Genomic DNA, 16,951 nt, shown 5'->3' with positions numbered 1-16,951 from the left:
TTACTTCGAAACATCGGTATTAAACCATTTTTGCGAAATGCTCAAGTACGAGCCATCCGCCTTCATATCGGCAAGCGCCTTATTCACCTTCTGCACCAGCTCGGTGCTGCCTTTGCGCAGCAAGAAGGCGTTGCTGGTTGCATTAGGCTCCTCATAGACGGTCTTGATCGCCAAATCCGGACGCTGCTTCTTCAAATCCAGAAACGATAGGCTGTCGTTAAGCGTTGCGTCAATCCGGCCTGATGTCAGAAGATCGATCGCCTGATTGAAGCCCTCGACAACCGTGTTCGTTGCACCATGTTCCTCCGCGATTTTGCGGTAGTTGCTGTCCAGGGATTGGCCGACTTTCTTCCCTTTCAGATCGTCCAGCGATTTGATATCGGTATTCCCCGCCCCAACGACGAGCACAGCCCGCGATACGATATACGGATCGGACATGTCGTATTTCTCCAACCGGTCCGGACGCACCGCGACTTCGTTCGCGACCATGTCATACCGCTTCGCATCTAGACCGGCGATCATACCGTCCCATTTTGCCTCGATGAAACGCGGCGTGAGACCGATGCGCTTGGCCACTTCCTGGGCGATTTCGACATCGAATCCCGTTAGTTTGCCATCCTTATCATGGAACGTGAATGGCGCATACGTTCCTTCGGTTCCAATCGTAATTTCCGCCGCCGGGGCAGCTGTGGGAGCGCTGGTCCCCCCCGCCTGCTGCCCCTCTTTGGCGCCGCAGCCTGCTAATGTCAAAGCAGCGACGAAAGTAAGGGTGAATCCGATGCTTTTATTCAATGTGCAACCTCCCGTAAACGATCAAAATTTGCGAATACGAGAGGTATTATTCCCAATCCAGCCAAATTTAAGTTCTGACTAACTGAACATTTGCTTCACGAACTCCTGCGCGGCTATAACATCTCCTGTAATGATGCCATGCGGGATGCTCCCGGTACTTCTTCGTAGAGCCATACGCAAAGAAAGACCGCTCAGACTCCACTAAGGACGCCTGTACGGTCTTCCCATTCAATTCAGCTGCATCTACGCTAGGATTGTACCTGCGCCTCGTGCGACTCCAAGCACATCTTCCAGCGCTCCAGCTCGTTGGTGCATATCCAGACATGCGGATATCTCCTGAGCAGCTCGCTCATATGCGCCTCATCATCGATCGTCCAAGCGATCAGTTGAATGCCCTGCTCGTCGCAGCGCTTCACAAACTCATCCGTCAAATAGATGTATTTGACGGAAACATAACGGGCGCGGATCTCCTTGGCAAGCGGGAACACCGCCGGTGTCGCCCCGTAAAGAACAAGCCCCAGCTCAATATCGGGGGATAACTCGCGCATCCGAATGATGGAATAGTGGTCGAAGGAAGAGACGAAAACCTCATTCAACATGCCGCATGCGTGCACGGTATCCAGCACCTTTTGCTCCAGACCCGGATACAAATCCCCGCTCTGCTTCAACTCAATGTCGACATGAGCCTTTCCCTTAGCAAGCAAAAGCACTTCCTCCAGCGTCGGAACAGGCTGTCCGCCCCCGGCATCCAGCTTCCGCAGCTCCTCGAACGTGAAACTTGCGACCATGCCTTTGCCGTTCGTCGTCCGGTTGACCGTCGTATCGTGAATGACGACAGGTACACCGTCTTTCGTTAATTGCACGTCCAACTCAAGATGGCTGTATCCTAAATCTAGAGCAGCTTGAAAAGAAGCGACCGTATTTTCCGGAACCCTCTTCGGGTAACCTCGATGAGCCAATCCTTGTATCATGGCGGCGTAACCTCCTCGATTTGATCATGCAGCAGAACCTTAACGACTCCCATCATCATATCGCAAAATGTATGCCGCATGCCACTATCAGGCATTAATCCTGCAAGGGAAGGATTTGAATCCGATCGAGCGCATAGCTCGAAGACGTACGATATTTGGCAGCTCCGGATTCGAAGAGCATATACAGCTGGCTTTTCGTTTCAAACAACCCTTCGGACATTGGAGGGGTCTCCATTTGGCTTTGCTTGTTCTTGCTATCCAGGAACCAGAGAGGTACCTGCTTGCCGCAAACGGTCACATTCGCGTGCGGTTTATCCGACTTCACGCTATTGGCGTGACGGAACAGCGTGCTTGCGTTGTTACGGCCATAGGATTGGCTGAGCCAAATGCTGTCTTGGCCGACATGCATCCCTTGAATATTGTCGGGCAGGGACATGATGTAATCCGGCACAGCCGGTTCACCGCTCTGTCCAGCCTGTGCAACCGGCAGGTCCGACGTTGCATCCAGCTTGTAGCCGACGGCCCAAGCTTTATGCTCCTTATCATCCCGGTTCGTTATATAATGCGACTTATCGGTCGGATACTCCGTGCCATGGGCGAATTCACCGATCCACAGGACGCCTTCCGCATAAGCCGTGAATGAGGAACGGGTATCGTTCTTCACAGCTCCGGCGAACGTAAGCTTGCCGTCGCTCGCATTCACAATTTCATCGATGTTGACGTAGTTCACGTCTTTATCGGATGAAATCCAGACATGCTTGCGGCTGGCCGCGATCCCTCCGGCGTGGCCGGTGTAGGGAACGCCTGCGGTTTTGTACAGTTCAAGCGCTTTGACCATCTGGCCGGTTGCAGCGTCGATGACTGTGAGCAGGCTGGATTTGCCCTCGTCCCTATAATACGACACGAGAATCCAGCCGCGGTCCTCCAAGTAAGCCATACCTTGGGGCACCGCATTCTGCTTCAAGGCTGGAACAACCGGGCCTTGCTTGCTTCGCTGGAGGAACGATTTGATCTCCGGCATGTCGACACGGATCTTGATGCCCGCTTCCTCCTGCGTAATCGCTCCGGATGGCGCTGCGGACGCTGCCGGGGATACCGCCGCCGTCACGGCTGCAGCCGGCTTCGCACTCGCCGGTGATGTCGGGGGAGCGGCGGAGCCGCAGCCCGCCACAGCCAGCACCGGCAATGCTGCTGCGAGAACAGCCAAAGCCAAGCGCTTCATCGACCCGCCTCTGCATAAGGCTGGCCCTGCGGCTGTGCCTGCAGCATAGCCCGCAGCTTGCCCGGGTAGTCGGTAATGATGCCGGAGACGCCGAGCTCGATCAGCTCCGCCATGCGCTTATCATCATTGATCGTATACGGGTATACCTGCAGCCCTTGGGCAATCGCCGCACGCACATCCTCCCTGCTGATGCGGGTATGCTTCGGATGCAGGGAGTACACGGGCGCCCCGACAGTGCCTGCCATCGCGCTGTGCTGGCCCGGATTAATATCGTAGAGCAGACCGATTCGGATATCCGGCTCCAGAAGCTTCATGAACAGCAGGCTTTTATGATCGAAGGAAGAGATGACGACACTGTGGACGCGATTCTTGCGACGGATGAGCTCCACGAGGGCCGGTTCCGTATGACGTCCGTAAGAATGCTTGATCTCGACGTTGATCATGATGTTCGCCGGCACCAAATCAAACACTTCCTCCAGCGTAGGCACACGTTCGCCTGCGAAAGATTCGTGAAACCAGCCGCCGGCGTCAGCCTGCTTAATCTCAGCCAGCGTCAAATCATTCACCCGACCCTGCATATCGGTCGTCCGATTCAAAGTGTCGTCATGAATGACGATGATTTCCCCGTCTTTGGATAGATGGATATCCAATTCAATGGCGTCGCACCCTTGCTCCAGCCCGAGCCGGAAAGCGGCCAGCGTATTCTCCGGCGCTTCCCCTCGCGCTCCGCGGTGCGCAATGACTAGCAGTGGTTGTTTGGACATGATGGAAGAAGCTCCTCTCTTACTTAAAGGTCGAGTTCGCCATAGCGGCTACAATATACTTCTGTGCGAACACGAACATGATCACGATCGGCAGAATGACCAGGATACTGGCCGACATAAGAAGATGGAAGTTGAGCGCCTCGTTGCCCGCGATGGAATCGCGCATCATCGCAATCCCGACCGTGAGCACGCGCATTTTGTTCGAATTCGTCATGACCAGCGGCCAGAAATAGGCATTCCAGCTATGAATGAAAGAGATGACCGTCAAGGTGGCGACCGTCGGCATCGCCATCGGCGTCAAGATGCGGTAGAGCACTTGGAAACGGTTCGCCCCGTCCACTCTCGCCGCCTCGATCACGTCATTGTTGATGGAGCGGAACATTTGACGGAGCAAGAAGATGCCATAAGCCGAAGCCGCATGCGGAATGATCAAGGCGTAGTACGTATTGATCCAGCCGAATTTCGACATCATCACGTAAATCGGCACGAAGATGACTTGTTCCGGAACAATGAGCGCCGCCAGAATCAGCACGAACATGGAATCCCGGCCTGGGAATTGACCCTTGGCGAAAGCATATGCAGCCATAATGCCGATATTGATTTGGAGGAAAACGATACCTACGGTCTGAATGACCGTGTTCACGGTGAAGCGGTAAAACGGAATTGTTTTAAAAGCGGTTACAAAGTTCTCCCACATGAACTTCTCCGGCCAGAAGCTCGGGGTAGCCATGCGAAGCTCAGCCGGCGTTTTCAAAGCGGTAATGAGCATCCAGTAAATCGGGAAAAACATCAGTAGCGTAATACAAATTGCGACAATGACCCGGGTAGAAGTTAACAGCGGATTTTTCATTTGTCACTGGCACCTACCCTTCGTAATGGACTTTCTTCTTGGAGACATACATTTGAACAGCAGTCAGCAAGATGATAATAATGAAGAAAATAATGACAAGCGCAGATGCGCGGCCCGTGCGGAATTCCGTGAAGGCCATTTCATAGATCCAGTACACCATCGCCTTCGTCGATTCGAGCGGTCCGCCGTTCGTAATAACGTCAACCGATTGGAACACTTGCATGGAAGAAATGAAGTGGGTAACGACCAGGAACAGCGTCGTCGGAGACAGCATCGGCAGCGTAATTTTCCAGAACTGCATCCATTTCGTCGCCCCGTCAATGCCGGAAGCTTCATAGTACTCGACAGGAATGCTGCGAAGTCCCGCAATGAAGATGATCATCGTGAATCCTACGCCCTTCCACACGGCAACAACGACCAGCACCCAAAGGGCCGTCTTCGTATTGGTCAGCCATTGTACCGGTTCCAAACCGAACCATTTCAGCAATTCATTCATTAATCCGTATTGACCGTTAAAGACCCATAAGAAAATCATGGAAACGATAACCATGGAGATATAATGCGGCATGAAAATAACAGCTCGCATAAAGCCGAAAAATTTCGAGATGGAATTAAACAACAGCGCCAGCAGGAGCCCCAGTCCGAGCGTGAGCACAACATCCAAGACCGTGTAAGTGAATGTGATTTTGAGTACGTTATAGAACGTTTTGCTTGTCAGCAAGTACGTGTAGTTGTCGAAACCGATGAATTTCTTCATCGGCTTCGTCATATTCCAATTCGTAAAACTAAGGTATAGCGAGTTGAGCAGCGGGTAGTAAATAAACATCCCTAATACGACCAGTGCGGGCACCGCGAACGAAAAGTCTTTCAAATACTCCACCATGCGAGACTTGGAGCGTTTCGTCGTCAGGCTGGCTGATTCTTGCTGTAAATGGGCCTGCTGGCCTTCCGTCGCTTTCATGTTGACTCCCCTCTCCAATTAGCTTTCTTGCAATATCGCATCGATTTCTTTGGATGCCTCTTTCATCGTTTGTACAGGATCTGCGTTCTCCAGAATCATCTTACCGAGAGCTTCCATGTACTTCTTGCTGAATTCCGGGTATGCCGGATGCTGCGGACGGCCTACAACGTTGTCGAAGTTATCGAATACGGCTTTGTATTGCGGCAGCTTCTCGAAGTATTTCTTACCTTCATCCGTTGTGAGAACCGATTTATGCGTTGGCAGATAGCCTGTGCCTTCCGCCCATTTGATATTGTTCTCAGCGGCTGTCATGAACTTGATGAACTTCCAGGCAGCTTCCTTCTGTTTAGCCGGCGCCAAGTCCATCATCACAATGCCCGCTCCGCCGATATGGGATTTGCGTTCTTTGTCCCCTGGCAGGAAGGATACGCCTACTTCAAACTTCGCGTTCTCCAAATAGGTCTTGATGATCGCGGAACTATGCTGAACCATCGCTACCTTTTCTTCCAGGAACATTTGGCGCATCGTATCGGAAGCACCTTTTCCGTATCCCATGTGCATGGAGCCGTCTTTCATCCATTTTTGGAAGTTTTGCACCCATTTCAGGCTGTCCGGCTGATCCAGCTGCGATTTCTTGTGATCTTGGCTCAGAATCGTACCCCCGCCGTTGGAAATCCACGGATCATAGTACCAGGTATCCCACCCCGGGACGGAGAAGGCATATCTTGATGTTTTCCCGTTATCCTTCACAGTTACCTTCTTATTAAAATCCTCAATTTCAGCCCATGTTTGCGGAGGCTTCACGCCCAGCTTGTCGAGCATCGTTTTGTTATAAATCATTACGCTCGTACTAACGATCAGAGGGAATCCGAACTGCTTGTTGTTATAGGAGTAGGCTTGCAGCATCCCTTTGGAGAAATCGTTCATATCCACTTTATCGCGGGCGATGTACGGGGTTAAGTCCGCAAATACGCCGCCATCCGCGAAGTTCGGAAGCACGGATACTTCCACGTTCGTGACGGCCGGTACTTCTTTCGCCGCTACAGCCGCTTGAAGCTTCTTGTGCAAATCCACGTAAGCGCCTTGGAACACGGGCTCAACGGTGATATTCGGATATTTCTTCTGGAACTCAGCGATCATATAGTTAACAGCCGGCATTTGCACATCTGCATGCGAGTGCCAATATTGGATCGTCACTGGAGAATTATCTTCCACAGCAGGCGGTAAGGAAGCTGCAGGTTGCTCTTCGCTGCCGCTGGAGCAGCCGACTACGGTTGAAAGCATTAAAGAGGAGATTGCAAGCGTCGGTAACCATTTTGTAAGTTTCATTCGGTAGGAACCCCTTTCCTATACAGGACTAGTAATTTTCGAGGATGAAAAAAGGAGAGCACTAAGACACAAGAAACTAGGGATCCGCGCCAAATCGCACGCGGTCCGTTCGTCTCTTGGGCTGTCTCAGTGATCTCCGCACCCAATCGTTATGAACGAATTAAAGCGTTTTCTTAATGTTGTTACTAGTATTTCACATAATCGGATTTCAGTCAATAATTTGCGGCCTGATTTACAATCTCTTAAAAATTACCAATTTATTTGCAGCTTTTTGTCGTTTAACCGACTGCATGACCTCTTGCCCCCCGAGAGCTCGTTCCTAAACTGATGGTTTTGTACTCGGTCGATAAAATGTGCTTCGAGGTTGAAATGGCATTCATCACCTTGATCAACGTCTCGCCTTGGTTTGCTTTCAAGCTGAAGTGCAGCTCGGCCACCGCCTCCATGGCCCCGTCCACCTCCGCCATTCCTCCGGGCTTCATCTGGACGTTCACAATGTGGATGCTGTTCTCGCCGAATTGCGTTGCAATGCTTCCCAGCACACCGGGTTTATCGACAATTTTGATCACCACCTCCTTCGTCCTCCGGTTACGCATCAGATATTTCTCCCACTTGTTCAACACGAACAAACTTAACAGAACCATGACGGTCGCCAACACGGCGCAGTAGAGAAAGCCCGCTCCGACGCACAGGCCGATCGCCGCCACCACCCATACGGAAGCCGCCGTCGTTAAACCCGACACGGTAAACCCCGTCCGCATGATGGTACCCGCTCCCAGAAACCCGATTCCGCTGATAACCTGAGCGGCCAGCCGGGACGGGTCCACCCGAACCTGCGCTTCGTTCACGAAGTCGGCGAAGCCGTAGATCGACAGCAGCATGATCGCCGCAGCCCCGATACAGACGAGAATATGTGTCCGCAGGCCTGCTGCGTGGTTGTTCCATTCCCGTTCCAGACCGACCAAACCCCCGAGCCCGGCTGCCAGGAGAATGCGTATTGTCAAATCCAGGTGGCTAATATGCCATACGCTGCTCATATCCTGTCACCACGCTCCTTTCATACGCTTATGCCGGTAAAACAAAAAGACCTTAAGCCGGTAAACACACCTCTCCCCCATAGGGAAAGAGATATGATTACGGGTAAGGTCTTCTCCAAGGACTCGCGCCTAAGCCGTATATTCATATGAATACGCTTACTATAAAGCTGGATGCATCTTTTTGTCAATAACTAATTTAAAATTTGAAATTTTGTACCGGTTTATTTATAAAGCGCATTGTAAATCGCCTGTGCGCCTTCAGCCCGCGTGGTGACGGCTTCCGGATCGAAGCGGTCTCCCTCCTTGCCGCTGAGCAAGCCGGCGCTGCGCGCCTTGGCTACCGCCGGAGCCGCCCAATCGGCAATGGCAGCGGCGTCTGCGAACGGCTGCGCTGAGGCGTCGCCCTCCGCTAACGCGGCCTTCCGCTCCCAGGCGCGGACGAGCAGCACCGCCATCTGTTCGCGGGTCACCGGCTCGTTCGGCGCGAAGCGATCGGGCTCGACACCGCTAACCAGCCCGTTAGCCGCTGCGGCCGCAATCGCCGCCGCATACCAGTCCTTCGGCTGCACATCGGCGAACGGAGCCTCCTCCCCGCTTGCGGTCAAGCCGAATGCGCGGATGAGCAGCGCCGTGAGCTCCGCCCGGGTCAAGGCGGCATTCGGCGCAAAGGTATCCTCGGTGACGCCGGCAGCGACATGCTTCGCGGCAAGCACCTGCAGCGCCTCGGAGGACCAATGGCCGCTCGGCACATCGGCGTACGACTTGCGGTACTCTTGCACGACATAGGTGCCGGTCGCCGCAATCTGCGCGGTCAGCACGCCATCCTTCACTTCTCCGCCGGCATAGCTGAGCCCTCCATCGGCATCAAGAGCATACACGCCAACCAAACGAGGGTCGTACCCCGTGCCTACTTGAAGCTTCACCTGAAGCGAATGGTCCGACGTCTTCACCGGAGCCACCGTACCGTCCGCCGACTCCATAGACAAGCCGATGGTGAAGGCGTCGCCCGCCGTCCTTCTTTCTTTGGTTTCGTCAGGCGCTGCGGCAGGCTTAATCGTCACGACCAGCTGTGACCCACTTGATGCGGAGGCTCCAGCAGCTGACAGCGTCTCGCCGGCAATGACCAAGCTCACGCCGCCCTTCGTAACCTCCAGCGGAAGACCGTTCATCTTCGCCAGAACCGCGCTCGAAAGAGCAATCTGGGTCGTCTTCGAGTCCAGCTTCAATTCGACGGCATCGCCGCCGGGCTTGATCTCCTCTGGCGTCACTTGCAACCGTTCAGGCTTCGCAGCTCCACCTGGAACGCCGGGGCCGGCCGCTCCTCCCTTGCCTGAATCTGAAGCGTCATTGCCGCCTCTTCGCAGACGGTCCAGATCTAACTTCAGCAGTCGGTCCATGGAATAGGACGATAAGAAGCGCATATGATTCGCACCGGATTCAAAATTCACATACAGGTGATCGTCGCCCGCTTCCTTACGGATAAACATATTCTCGGCGCCTGTCGGAACGTTGATGGATCCGAGTTTATTCTTGCTGTCGAGCAGCCAGACAGGAACCGTTACGCCGCCGATGGACGTATCCGCGCTGCGCGTGGCCGCGTCCGCCACTTTGGGCATTCTGAAACGCAGAATGGAGTTATAAGGACGCCCGTAGTTATAAGTCAAGAGCACTTCGCCCTTGTTGAAAGCGACACCTTGAATCTTATCTCCGATGCTGAGGATATACTCCGGCACGTATTTGTCCATGTTCTCTTCACGGAAGCTCGGCGTAGAAGCCGGTAATCGATCATTCTCATCCAAAGGATAGGCGGCAATCCACGACAGATGTGTCTCGCCGTCCCTATTTACCAACTGGTGAGACGGACTTGTCGTGTAGGATGGCGGATTGCTGTATTCGCCAACCCACAGCATGCCGTCCACATACGCTGCGAACGAAGCGTTCGTGACAACGCCAAAAGAATCGGCGAATTGGGCGAAGCCCTCGTTCGGCGCGTCAATCAGCGTCTGAATCGGCATGCGGTACATCTTCTTGCCGGAGGACAGCCAGACGTTCTCCTTGCTTACGGCTACGCCGCCTGCATGACCGATATAGATCGAACCGTCGGTATCCTTCAGATGGACATATTTCTCCAAGAGGCCCGTCTTCGCGTTGACGATCGCCAGCGTACTCGGATCGCCCGAGAAATGGTACGCAGCCATAAGGATCCATTCCCGCTGCCCATCGGCATAATACGACATGCCTTGCGGAACGTGGCCCTGAACAAGCCCTGGAATTATCGGCCCTTTGCCGCCGATCGCCCATGCCTCCTGATAGCGCGACGACGTCCATGCATTGGCCGGGCTCGGATCCCGCTCGACCTGCGTCATCTGCGGGTAGCCAGGCTTCGCCGTCGCTGAGGCACGAGCCGACTCATTGCCGGCATGGTCGACAGCGCTAAGCTCGACCTTCACGGCCACCTCGCCGGGGAGTCCCGCCAGCTTATACGACACGTCCGATGCCGGCAGCGTCGCCTCCAATTGTCCGTCTACGTACAGCCGGTAGCCGTCCAAGTCCTCATCCGCGCCGGGCTGCCAGCTGATGCTCACTTCACCCCGGCCCGGCTGCGCCTGAAGGCCCGCCGGCGTCGCCGGAGCTGCCGTGTCATCCGAGCTTTCGCGCGGGAGCTGCGATGCGCCGACTATGCCCGGCGTTCCGGTCTGCATGACGCCGACAGCCCGCATCTCCGTACCGCCGAACATCGGATAAGCGTACGTGATGCCTTTTTTCTCCAAGAACTGGCCCGCTGTATAGGCAGCTCGGGCGAGCACGGTGCCGCTTGCCTCGACGATTTCGACGATACCTCCCGTATTCGTCAGCCCGCCTGCACCGTCACCGAGCACGATGGCCGAATCCGGCACGTATTTGTTGTTCTGAAAGCCGTAGTAGAAGAAATTAAAGCCATCCGGCTTCAAGTAGCCCAGCCCGCTCGGACGTACCCAGAACTGCAGCGATTGGTGCGGCTGAATAAGCGTCTGCTCGCGGAACGTCCACAGCCAATTTTTGGAGGCGTCATCGGGCTGCGTGAATCTCACCGACTTGCCGTTCAAATCAATAGGCTCGTTATGCGGGTTATAAAGCTCTACGAATTCATAAGCGTCATAAACGTCTCTAGCCTCCAGAGGTTCCGTGTTCCATGTATCGGGAACAAGCTCCGTAATGAGGAGAGCCGGCATCTCATTCGCGGTTGGCGTTACGGTGACAGGCGCAGATCGAACCGATTCTCTGCCTGACGTATCGATGGCGCTAACCTGTACGGTGACAGACTTATCGTTGGCCAAGCCTTCGATTACCGCTTCCTTCTCCGGCATGAGCAGCTGCTTCGCGAGAGTGCCGTCGATATAGACGTTCACATAAGCAACGTCCGGCTCCAGATCCTTGCTCCACGTAACTTTCACGCCGCCAATACCGCCGATTGCTTGTACACCCGCAGGAGCCGCCGGGGGCATGCCGTCCGCAGGATCAGCCACTCGCTGAACCGGATACAGGTAACCGGGATTCGCCGGCTTCGAGAATCTTTCCGTTGATACGGCCCCGCCAGCCCGGTCTGGAATGAAGTTCGCGGAGATGCTCTCGCCGACATCTTCCACCGCATAGGCCGTGTCCGTCAGCAGGCGATTGTCGGGATCCAGAAGCTGTACCCGCCGGGATGCCGAATTCGACATGCCGCCGTTCACCACGACGAACAGTTGATTCTCTGTAATTGCACTGCCGTAAGCCGTATTGAACTCAGGCAGCCCAACCTGGAGGACGTTGCTGTTCTTGAACCAAATGATAAACGTTTCCTGCGGAGCCACGATCTTGTCCTCGGAGATCGGATACAGGTATTCGGTCGCCCCTGCCATGTATTTCAACGTAAAGCCTTTCAAATTGAGCGGTGTGCCGGTTGAGTTGTAAAGTTCGATAAACTCGAAAGCGTCGGTTCCGCCGGTTTTATAGTCGCTATTCTTCGTATTCGGCGCCATCTCCGTAATGACCAGCGGCGGCGCGGCCTGAGGCTTCTGCACAGCGACTGCGGGCTGCGCCGACTGCAAGCCGGTCTGATTGACCGCATAGACAGCGAATGTAACGCTCTCCCCGTTGGTCAGCCCCTCTGCTACATACGCAGGGCTTGTCACCAAATCCGGCAGCTGTGTGCCGTTCTGATAAATGCGGTAGCCGGCAATGTCGCCCTCCGCAGCGGCATCCCAGCTGAGCCGGATCGCCTTGTCGCGCGGCAGCGCCTGTAAGCCGGTCGTGACCGCCGGAGGCACAGGGATGCCGGCTTTCCCGAGGACTGGAGCGGACGCCGGCGATACGCTGCCATCCGCATACACGCAAGACAGCGTGAACGTATAATTGACACCGTTCGCGAGGCCTGTGTAGGTGTATGTTGCACCGGTCACGGAAGCCGTCGGGAGGCCATTTTGCGAATAGATCCGGTAGCCTGTTACACCAGGCTCTCCGCTCGGGGTCCACGTGACAGTTAAGCTATGATCGCCTCCCACTGCGGAAACACCGACGGGTGGGGTTCCCGGCACCTCATCGGCCACGCTGCGCCCCGGTGTCGCGGTTTTGTTGCCCCCGGTATGCACCATGGCATTACCTGATGCAGGCTGGGTGAAGGTGATACTTTGATTCTCAAAAGTATCCCCTGCCCCGTTAACGTAGTAGGTGGCTACGGTTATTTCTGTATCGGACGGGTCTACCAAGAAAATGCCGATATTCTTCTGTGTAGAACTTCCGTTGTACAACCCGGGTACATTCTGCAGCAGATGAATGCGGTCATCCGGAAGATCCGACATGGCCACTTTGTAATTAGTCCGGAATTGATCCCGGGTCAAGGCCGGATTGAGCTTGCTGATCGTGCTGTTCTGTGTCCAGACAACAATCGACTCTCGAGGAGGAATGCGCAGACTGCCAAGCGTCCCCTCCCACATCTGAACACCGTCGATTTTCCCGCGCAGTTTATATCCCGTTAAGTCCATAAGCTCATCGGAAGCATTATACAGTTCCACGTATTCATATCCGTCATTAGATGACATATTTACTGAATTCGGTACCATCTCCGTAATCAGCAGCTTCGGTACAGCCGCTGTTGCAGCAGCCTTCGGCACGCCCGCGCCCAGCCCTGCCCCCGCTGACCCCGCCATAAGCGATACGGCTAGCAGTGCATTCACGGCATATTTGGTCTTGCGATTCATCGTATTCCTCCTTTTTTCCACACCTGTCTCCTCTGAACCCGTCCGCATGAATATGCAAAAAGAGACAACAAAAAAACTCAGGCTCCCACCCGCCGGACCGAACGCGCGCCACACTGCGCCATTCGCCAAGCGATGATAGATACCTGGGTTTCTCATTGTCTCCGCCCAACATCATTCATTCGCGATGGTTTCAGATTATGAAACCGGTTGCAATTACTCCCATTATCGTCACTGACACCGGGAAATGCAAGAACTTTTTGTGGCATCCTTCGCCTGCATTTTACCATTGACAAAAACAAACTCCCTCTCTATAATTCAAACTGATTCAATACCTATTGAACTACGGTCAGGTTCGACTATAGAGAAAAACCCTTACCCGTGATCATGTCCTTTCATCTGGAGGGGTGTGTTCATCGAGGTCAGGGTTTTTTATTATTCTTCTGAGAGGGGAATTGGCGTGTATCCGATTATCGATCTTGTAGAGCACCAGACCATTGCCGCCGTACAGAAAGAGGAAGAGCTAGAGCATGCGATAAACAGTCAAGCCAATATCATTTTCCTGTTAATGGGCTCCATCTTCAATGTGCATGAATTGGTAGCGCGCGTGAAGCGTGCCGGCAAACAAGTCTTCATTCACATCGAATTCATCGAAGGCATCGTACCGGACCGAACCGGATTATCCTATATCGCGAAGAACGTGCAGCCTACAGGAATCATCTCTACGAAGGGCAACTTGATTCGCATCGCCAAAGACATGAATTTAATGGCGATTCAACGCATATTCCTAATCGACCACAGTGCCGTGGTCCGGGGAATCAAAGCAGCGGAACAAAGCCAGCCGGATGCCATTGAGGTTATGCCGGGCATCATGCCCCGTATTATCGAGGGGCTAACGGAGATGACCCCCTACCCGATCATTGCCGGAGGGCTGGTCGATTCTCAAGGGCAGATCGACGAAGCTTTGCAGGCCGGAGCGCTCGCCGTATCGACGGGCAAATCCGAGCTGTGGTAATACAAGGCTGTAAATAAGAATACGACTACAAAGCGGTAAGAGAATGGGAGAATGCCTCTTTGGAAAAGGTTGCAGCGGACGTTGGTCCGGCGGCTTTTTTCAGGGAGGCCTTTTTCATTTCAGAAAAGAGGGAGGATCCGCATGGATAGCATTTGGCAGATTAGTCATTTGGAGCTAACACTCCGCATATTTACAGCTGCCGCCTTGGGCGGTATGATCGGCTTCGAACGGGAATGGAGCAACCATGCGGCAGGGCTGCGGACGCATATTCTGGTATGCATCGGCTCCGCCGCCATTATGCTGCTGTCGATATACGGATTCAACCAGTTCGTCTATGAAGCGAATGTGCGAATCGATCCCGCTCGTCTGGCGGCACAGGTCATCACCGGAATCGGGTTCCTCGGGGCAGGTGCGATTATGAGGAACGGTTCCACCGTTTCCGGACTGACCACTGCCGCCTCCATTTGGGTCGTTGCCGCGATCGGGCTTTGCGTAGGCGCCGGGTTTCTCTACTGCGCCGTGCTGGCTACCTTCATGGTGCTCGTCAGCTTATTCGTCCTCAATAAATGGGAAAAACATCTGTTCCGTCATCGCAAACATCAGGAGCTCATCATCAAAATCCATGACCGCATGGATGTCATGGACGCTATTTTATCTTCATTCACCGAGCAGGACATTCAGGTGAAGAACGTGATGATGGAGCTCGATACGGCAGGGACGGAGGAGCATCCAGGGTCTGTGATCGCGCTGAAAATCAGCGTCAAAACGGTCCCCGCCGACCGGCTGAATCGGGCCATAGAGCAAATTTCACGCATTGATGGGGTGCTGTCTATGGAGCTGCGGCACGACCAGCCGGGCCGAAATATGGAAGCTTCTAAAGTTCAGGTTATGTAAAATTGATGATTGCGCTTCCATTTTTGGTGGTGTATAGTAAATATAATTCAATCGCATGTATGTCGGGTAGAGACCATGGAGAACCCCTGATTACACTGCACTCACGTCCCAAGAGGAACGTGGGTTCATGTGTAGTTTAGGGGTTCTTTTTATGTTGCCGGCAGGAAGGAAAGGAGCATACATGGACATTACATTACTAGGAACCGCCGCTGCCGCTGGCGGGGCTGAACGCGACAACACCTATCTCCTTCTGAGGCACGGGGAGTCCTACACCATGATTGATGTCGGAGGCAACCCTTTGGGCAAGCTGGCCAAACTGGGCGTAGACGTTAATCGGGTGGACCGCGTTATTTTCACCCATGCGCACATCGATCATGTGTACGGATTCCCCTCCCTCTTATGGGGCATGTGGCTCGCCAAGCGAATGAAGCCTCTGACCGTTCACTGCTCCGAGGAGCAGGAGCCTCAGCTTCGGAAGTGGTTGGACGTAATGGAGATCGACGCTTGGCCTATCCAATTCTCCATCGATATCCGCACTTTCGATTGGACGAAGGAGTCTTATCTGGCAGAGGAAGAGCATGTAGCGATCTCGGCATTCCCGAGCCTTCATCTCGGGCCGACCGCAGGGCTCTCAATCCGGTATCTGGACAAGGTGCTTGTCTATTCCGCCGATACCGAGCTCAATCCCTGGATCAAGGAACGGGCGCATATCGATGTTCTCATCCATGAAGCTACAACCGCCGAACGTTCCGGTGCCCACCATTCGAGCTTGCAAGGCATTGCCGATTATTACCCGCTGGAACGAATCGGCCGGATCGTTGCTGTGCATATAACGGATAGTGAGCCGTATGAGAACGTGCTCGGCAAGCTGCCGCCTGCCGCCAGCGCCAAAATAAGCCTTGGCTTCGATTTAATGACCATATCGCTTTGATGATTTGTAAGGGACTGAGACGAGTAGAATCCCAAACCTATCTGATTGACTGCGCCCCAGGGTGAGGTCTGTCTGGGGTTTGGGATTTTTTACGTTAGATAACATGGGAAATTTGGGGAGGAACCAGAATGAAAAGCTTTGACGGGTATATTTTTGATTTGGATGGGACGATTTATTTGAGCAATCGACTAATCGAAGGAGCCGCGGAAGTCATTCAATATTTGCGGGCCAAGAACAAGAAGATCTTATTTCTCACGAACAAAACGATCGAATCCCGGGAGAAATATGTGAAAAAGCTAACCGATCTTGGGATTCCCATCGGGCTCGAGCATATTTTAAGCCCTACGCTGGTTACAATTCGCTATCTGCAAGAGCATTATGCCGGTAAACCTATTTATGTCATCGGGGAACCCTTGATCAAGGAAGAGTTCAGGCAAGCCGGCCTTCCGTTCGCGAATACGCCCGAGGAGACGGAAGTCGTCATCGCCTCTTGGGATCGCGATTTCCACTACTCCCACTTGGACTTCGCCTATCAGGCCATTAAAAGAGGCGCTGCCGTATTGGCCACCAACCCTGACCGAACATGTCCCGTCGAGGGGGGCGATGTGCCCGATTGCGGCGGCATGATCGGAGCCATTGAAGGCGCCACGGGCAAGAAGGTCGAACTCATTATCGGCAAGCCCTCCGTGCATATGGCCAAAGCCGCCTTGGAATGCTTGCAGCTGCGCGCCGATCAATGCTTGATGACAGGCGACCGGATCGAGACCGACATCCTGATGGGCAAGCTGGCCGGACTGCATACCGCCTTGGTGATGACGGGCATTACGCAAAAAGAGGATTTGGCGCAATCCAATTATCAACCGGACTATGTGCTGAATTCCGTCTATGATCTCCTGCTGGAAGAGACGCTGGAAGAAACGGCTAGTGCGGCTGAATAAATAACACAAAAAAGCTATCCCTCTCGAGGGA

The 16,951-nt window shown here is 53.9% G+C and carries 13 protein-coding genes; 4 read left to right on the top strand and 9 right to left on the bottom strand.

The window, feature by feature from the left end; genetic code table 11:
- From J2X61_RS25210 to J2X61_RS25170, 9 genes are all read right to left on the bottom strand, one after another.
- Positions 1-792, bottom strand: coding sequence for an amino acid ABC transporter substrate-binding protein (locus J2X61_RS25210; RefSeq protein ID WP_310191691.1), 792 nt, complete (start codon positions 790-792; stop codon positions 1-3).
- 248 nt (positions 793-1,040) lie between these two features.
- Entirely contained in the window at positions 1,041-1,763 is a 723-nt protein-coding gene (locus tag J2X61_RS25205; protein ID WP_310191689.1) for a glycerophosphodiester phosphodiesterase, read from the bottom strand.
- Between the two features lie 94 nt (positions 1,764-1,857).
- Positions 1,858-2,985 carry a hypothetical protein gene (locus J2X61_RS25200; protein ID WP_310191687.1) on the bottom strand — a complete coding sequence of 376 codons (1,128 nt, stop codon included), beginning with the start codon at positions 2,983-2,985 and terminating at the stop codon, positions 1,858-1,860.
- The gene (locus J2X61_RS25195) at positions 2,982-3,749 is read right to left on the bottom strand and encodes a glycerophosphodiester phosphodiesterase (protein ID WP_310191685.1); all 768 of its coding nucleotides are present in this window, start codon (positions 3,747-3,749) and stop codon (positions 2,982-2,984) included. Before J2X61_RS25195 ends, J2X61_RS25200 begins: the two co-directional genes overlap by 4 nt.
- 19 nt (positions 3,750-3,768) lie before the next feature.
- Positions 3,769-4,599, bottom strand: coding sequence for a carbohydrate ABC transporter permease (locus J2X61_RS25190; RefSeq protein WP_274471888.1), 831 nt, complete (start codon positions 4,597-4,599; stop codon positions 3,769-3,771).
- A 13-nt stretch (positions 4,600-4,612) separates the two neighbouring features.
- On the bottom strand, positions 4,613-5,560 hold the full coding sequence (locus J2X61_RS25185) for a carbohydrate ABC transporter permease (protein ID WP_274471889.1): 948 nt from the start codon (positions 5,558-5,560) through the stop codon (positions 4,613-4,615).
- Between the two features lie 18 nt (positions 5,561-5,578).
- Positions 5,579-6,889, bottom strand: a complete 1,311-nt coding sequence (locus J2X61_RS25180; RefSeq protein ID WP_274471890.1) for an ABC transporter substrate-binding protein — start codon at positions 6,887-6,889, stop codon at positions 5,579-5,581.
- A gap of 278 nt (positions 6,890-7,167) precedes the next feature.
- Entirely contained in the window at positions 7,168-7,926 is a 759-nt protein-coding gene (locus J2X61_RS25175; RefSeq protein WP_310191681.1) for an MgtC/SapB family protein, read from the bottom strand.
- A gap of 221 nt (positions 7,927-8,147) precedes the next feature.
- Entirely contained in the window at positions 8,148-13,145 is a 4,998-nt protein-coding gene (locus tag J2X61_RS25170; RefSeq protein WP_310191678.1) for a lamin tail domain-containing protein, read from the bottom strand.
- Between the two features lie 457 nt (positions 13,146-13,602).
- Between J2X61_RS25170 and J2X61_RS25165 the strand changes: the two genes are divergently transcribed.
- The 4 genes from J2X61_RS25165 to J2X61_RS25150 all read left to right on the top strand — a co-directional run bounded on the left by J2X61_RS25165 (position 13,603) and on the right by J2X61_RS25150 (position 16,920).
- Positions 13,603-14,157 (top strand): glycerol-3-phosphate responsive antiterminator, encoded by a 555-nt coding sequence (locus tag J2X61_RS25165; RefSeq protein ID WP_274471893.1) that lies wholly within the window; start codon positions 13,603-13,605, stop codon positions 14,155-14,157.
- Positions 14,158-14,298: 141 nt separating this feature from the next.
- Positions 14,299-15,051 (top strand): MgtC/SapB family protein, encoded by a 753-nt coding sequence (locus J2X61_RS25160; RefSeq protein ID WP_310191673.1) that lies wholly within the window; start codon positions 14,299-14,301, stop codon positions 15,049-15,051.
- A 181-nt stretch (positions 15,052-15,232) separates the two neighbouring features.
- Positions 15,233-15,982 carry an MBL fold metallo-hydrolase gene (locus J2X61_RS25155; protein ID WP_310191670.1) on the top strand — a complete coding sequence of 250 codons (750 nt, stop codon included), beginning with the start codon at positions 15,233-15,235 and terminating at the stop codon, positions 15,980-15,982.
- A gap of 128 nt (positions 15,983-16,110) precedes the next feature.
- Positions 16,111-16,920 (top strand): HAD-IIA family hydrolase, encoded by an 810-nt coding sequence (locus J2X61_RS25150; RefSeq protein WP_310191667.1) that lies wholly within the window; start codon positions 16,111-16,113, stop codon positions 16,918-16,920.
- The last annotated feature ends 31 nt before the right edge of the window (positions 16,921-16,951 follow it).

This window comes from Bacillus sp. 3255, from assembly GCF_031456485.1.
In the GTDB taxonomy this organism is placed as follows: Bacteria; Bacillota; Bacilli; order Paenibacillales; family NBRC-103111; genus Paenibacillus_E.
Note: the sequence above shows the minus strand (reverse complement) of the source record. Positions and strands in the feature narration are given on the sequence as shown.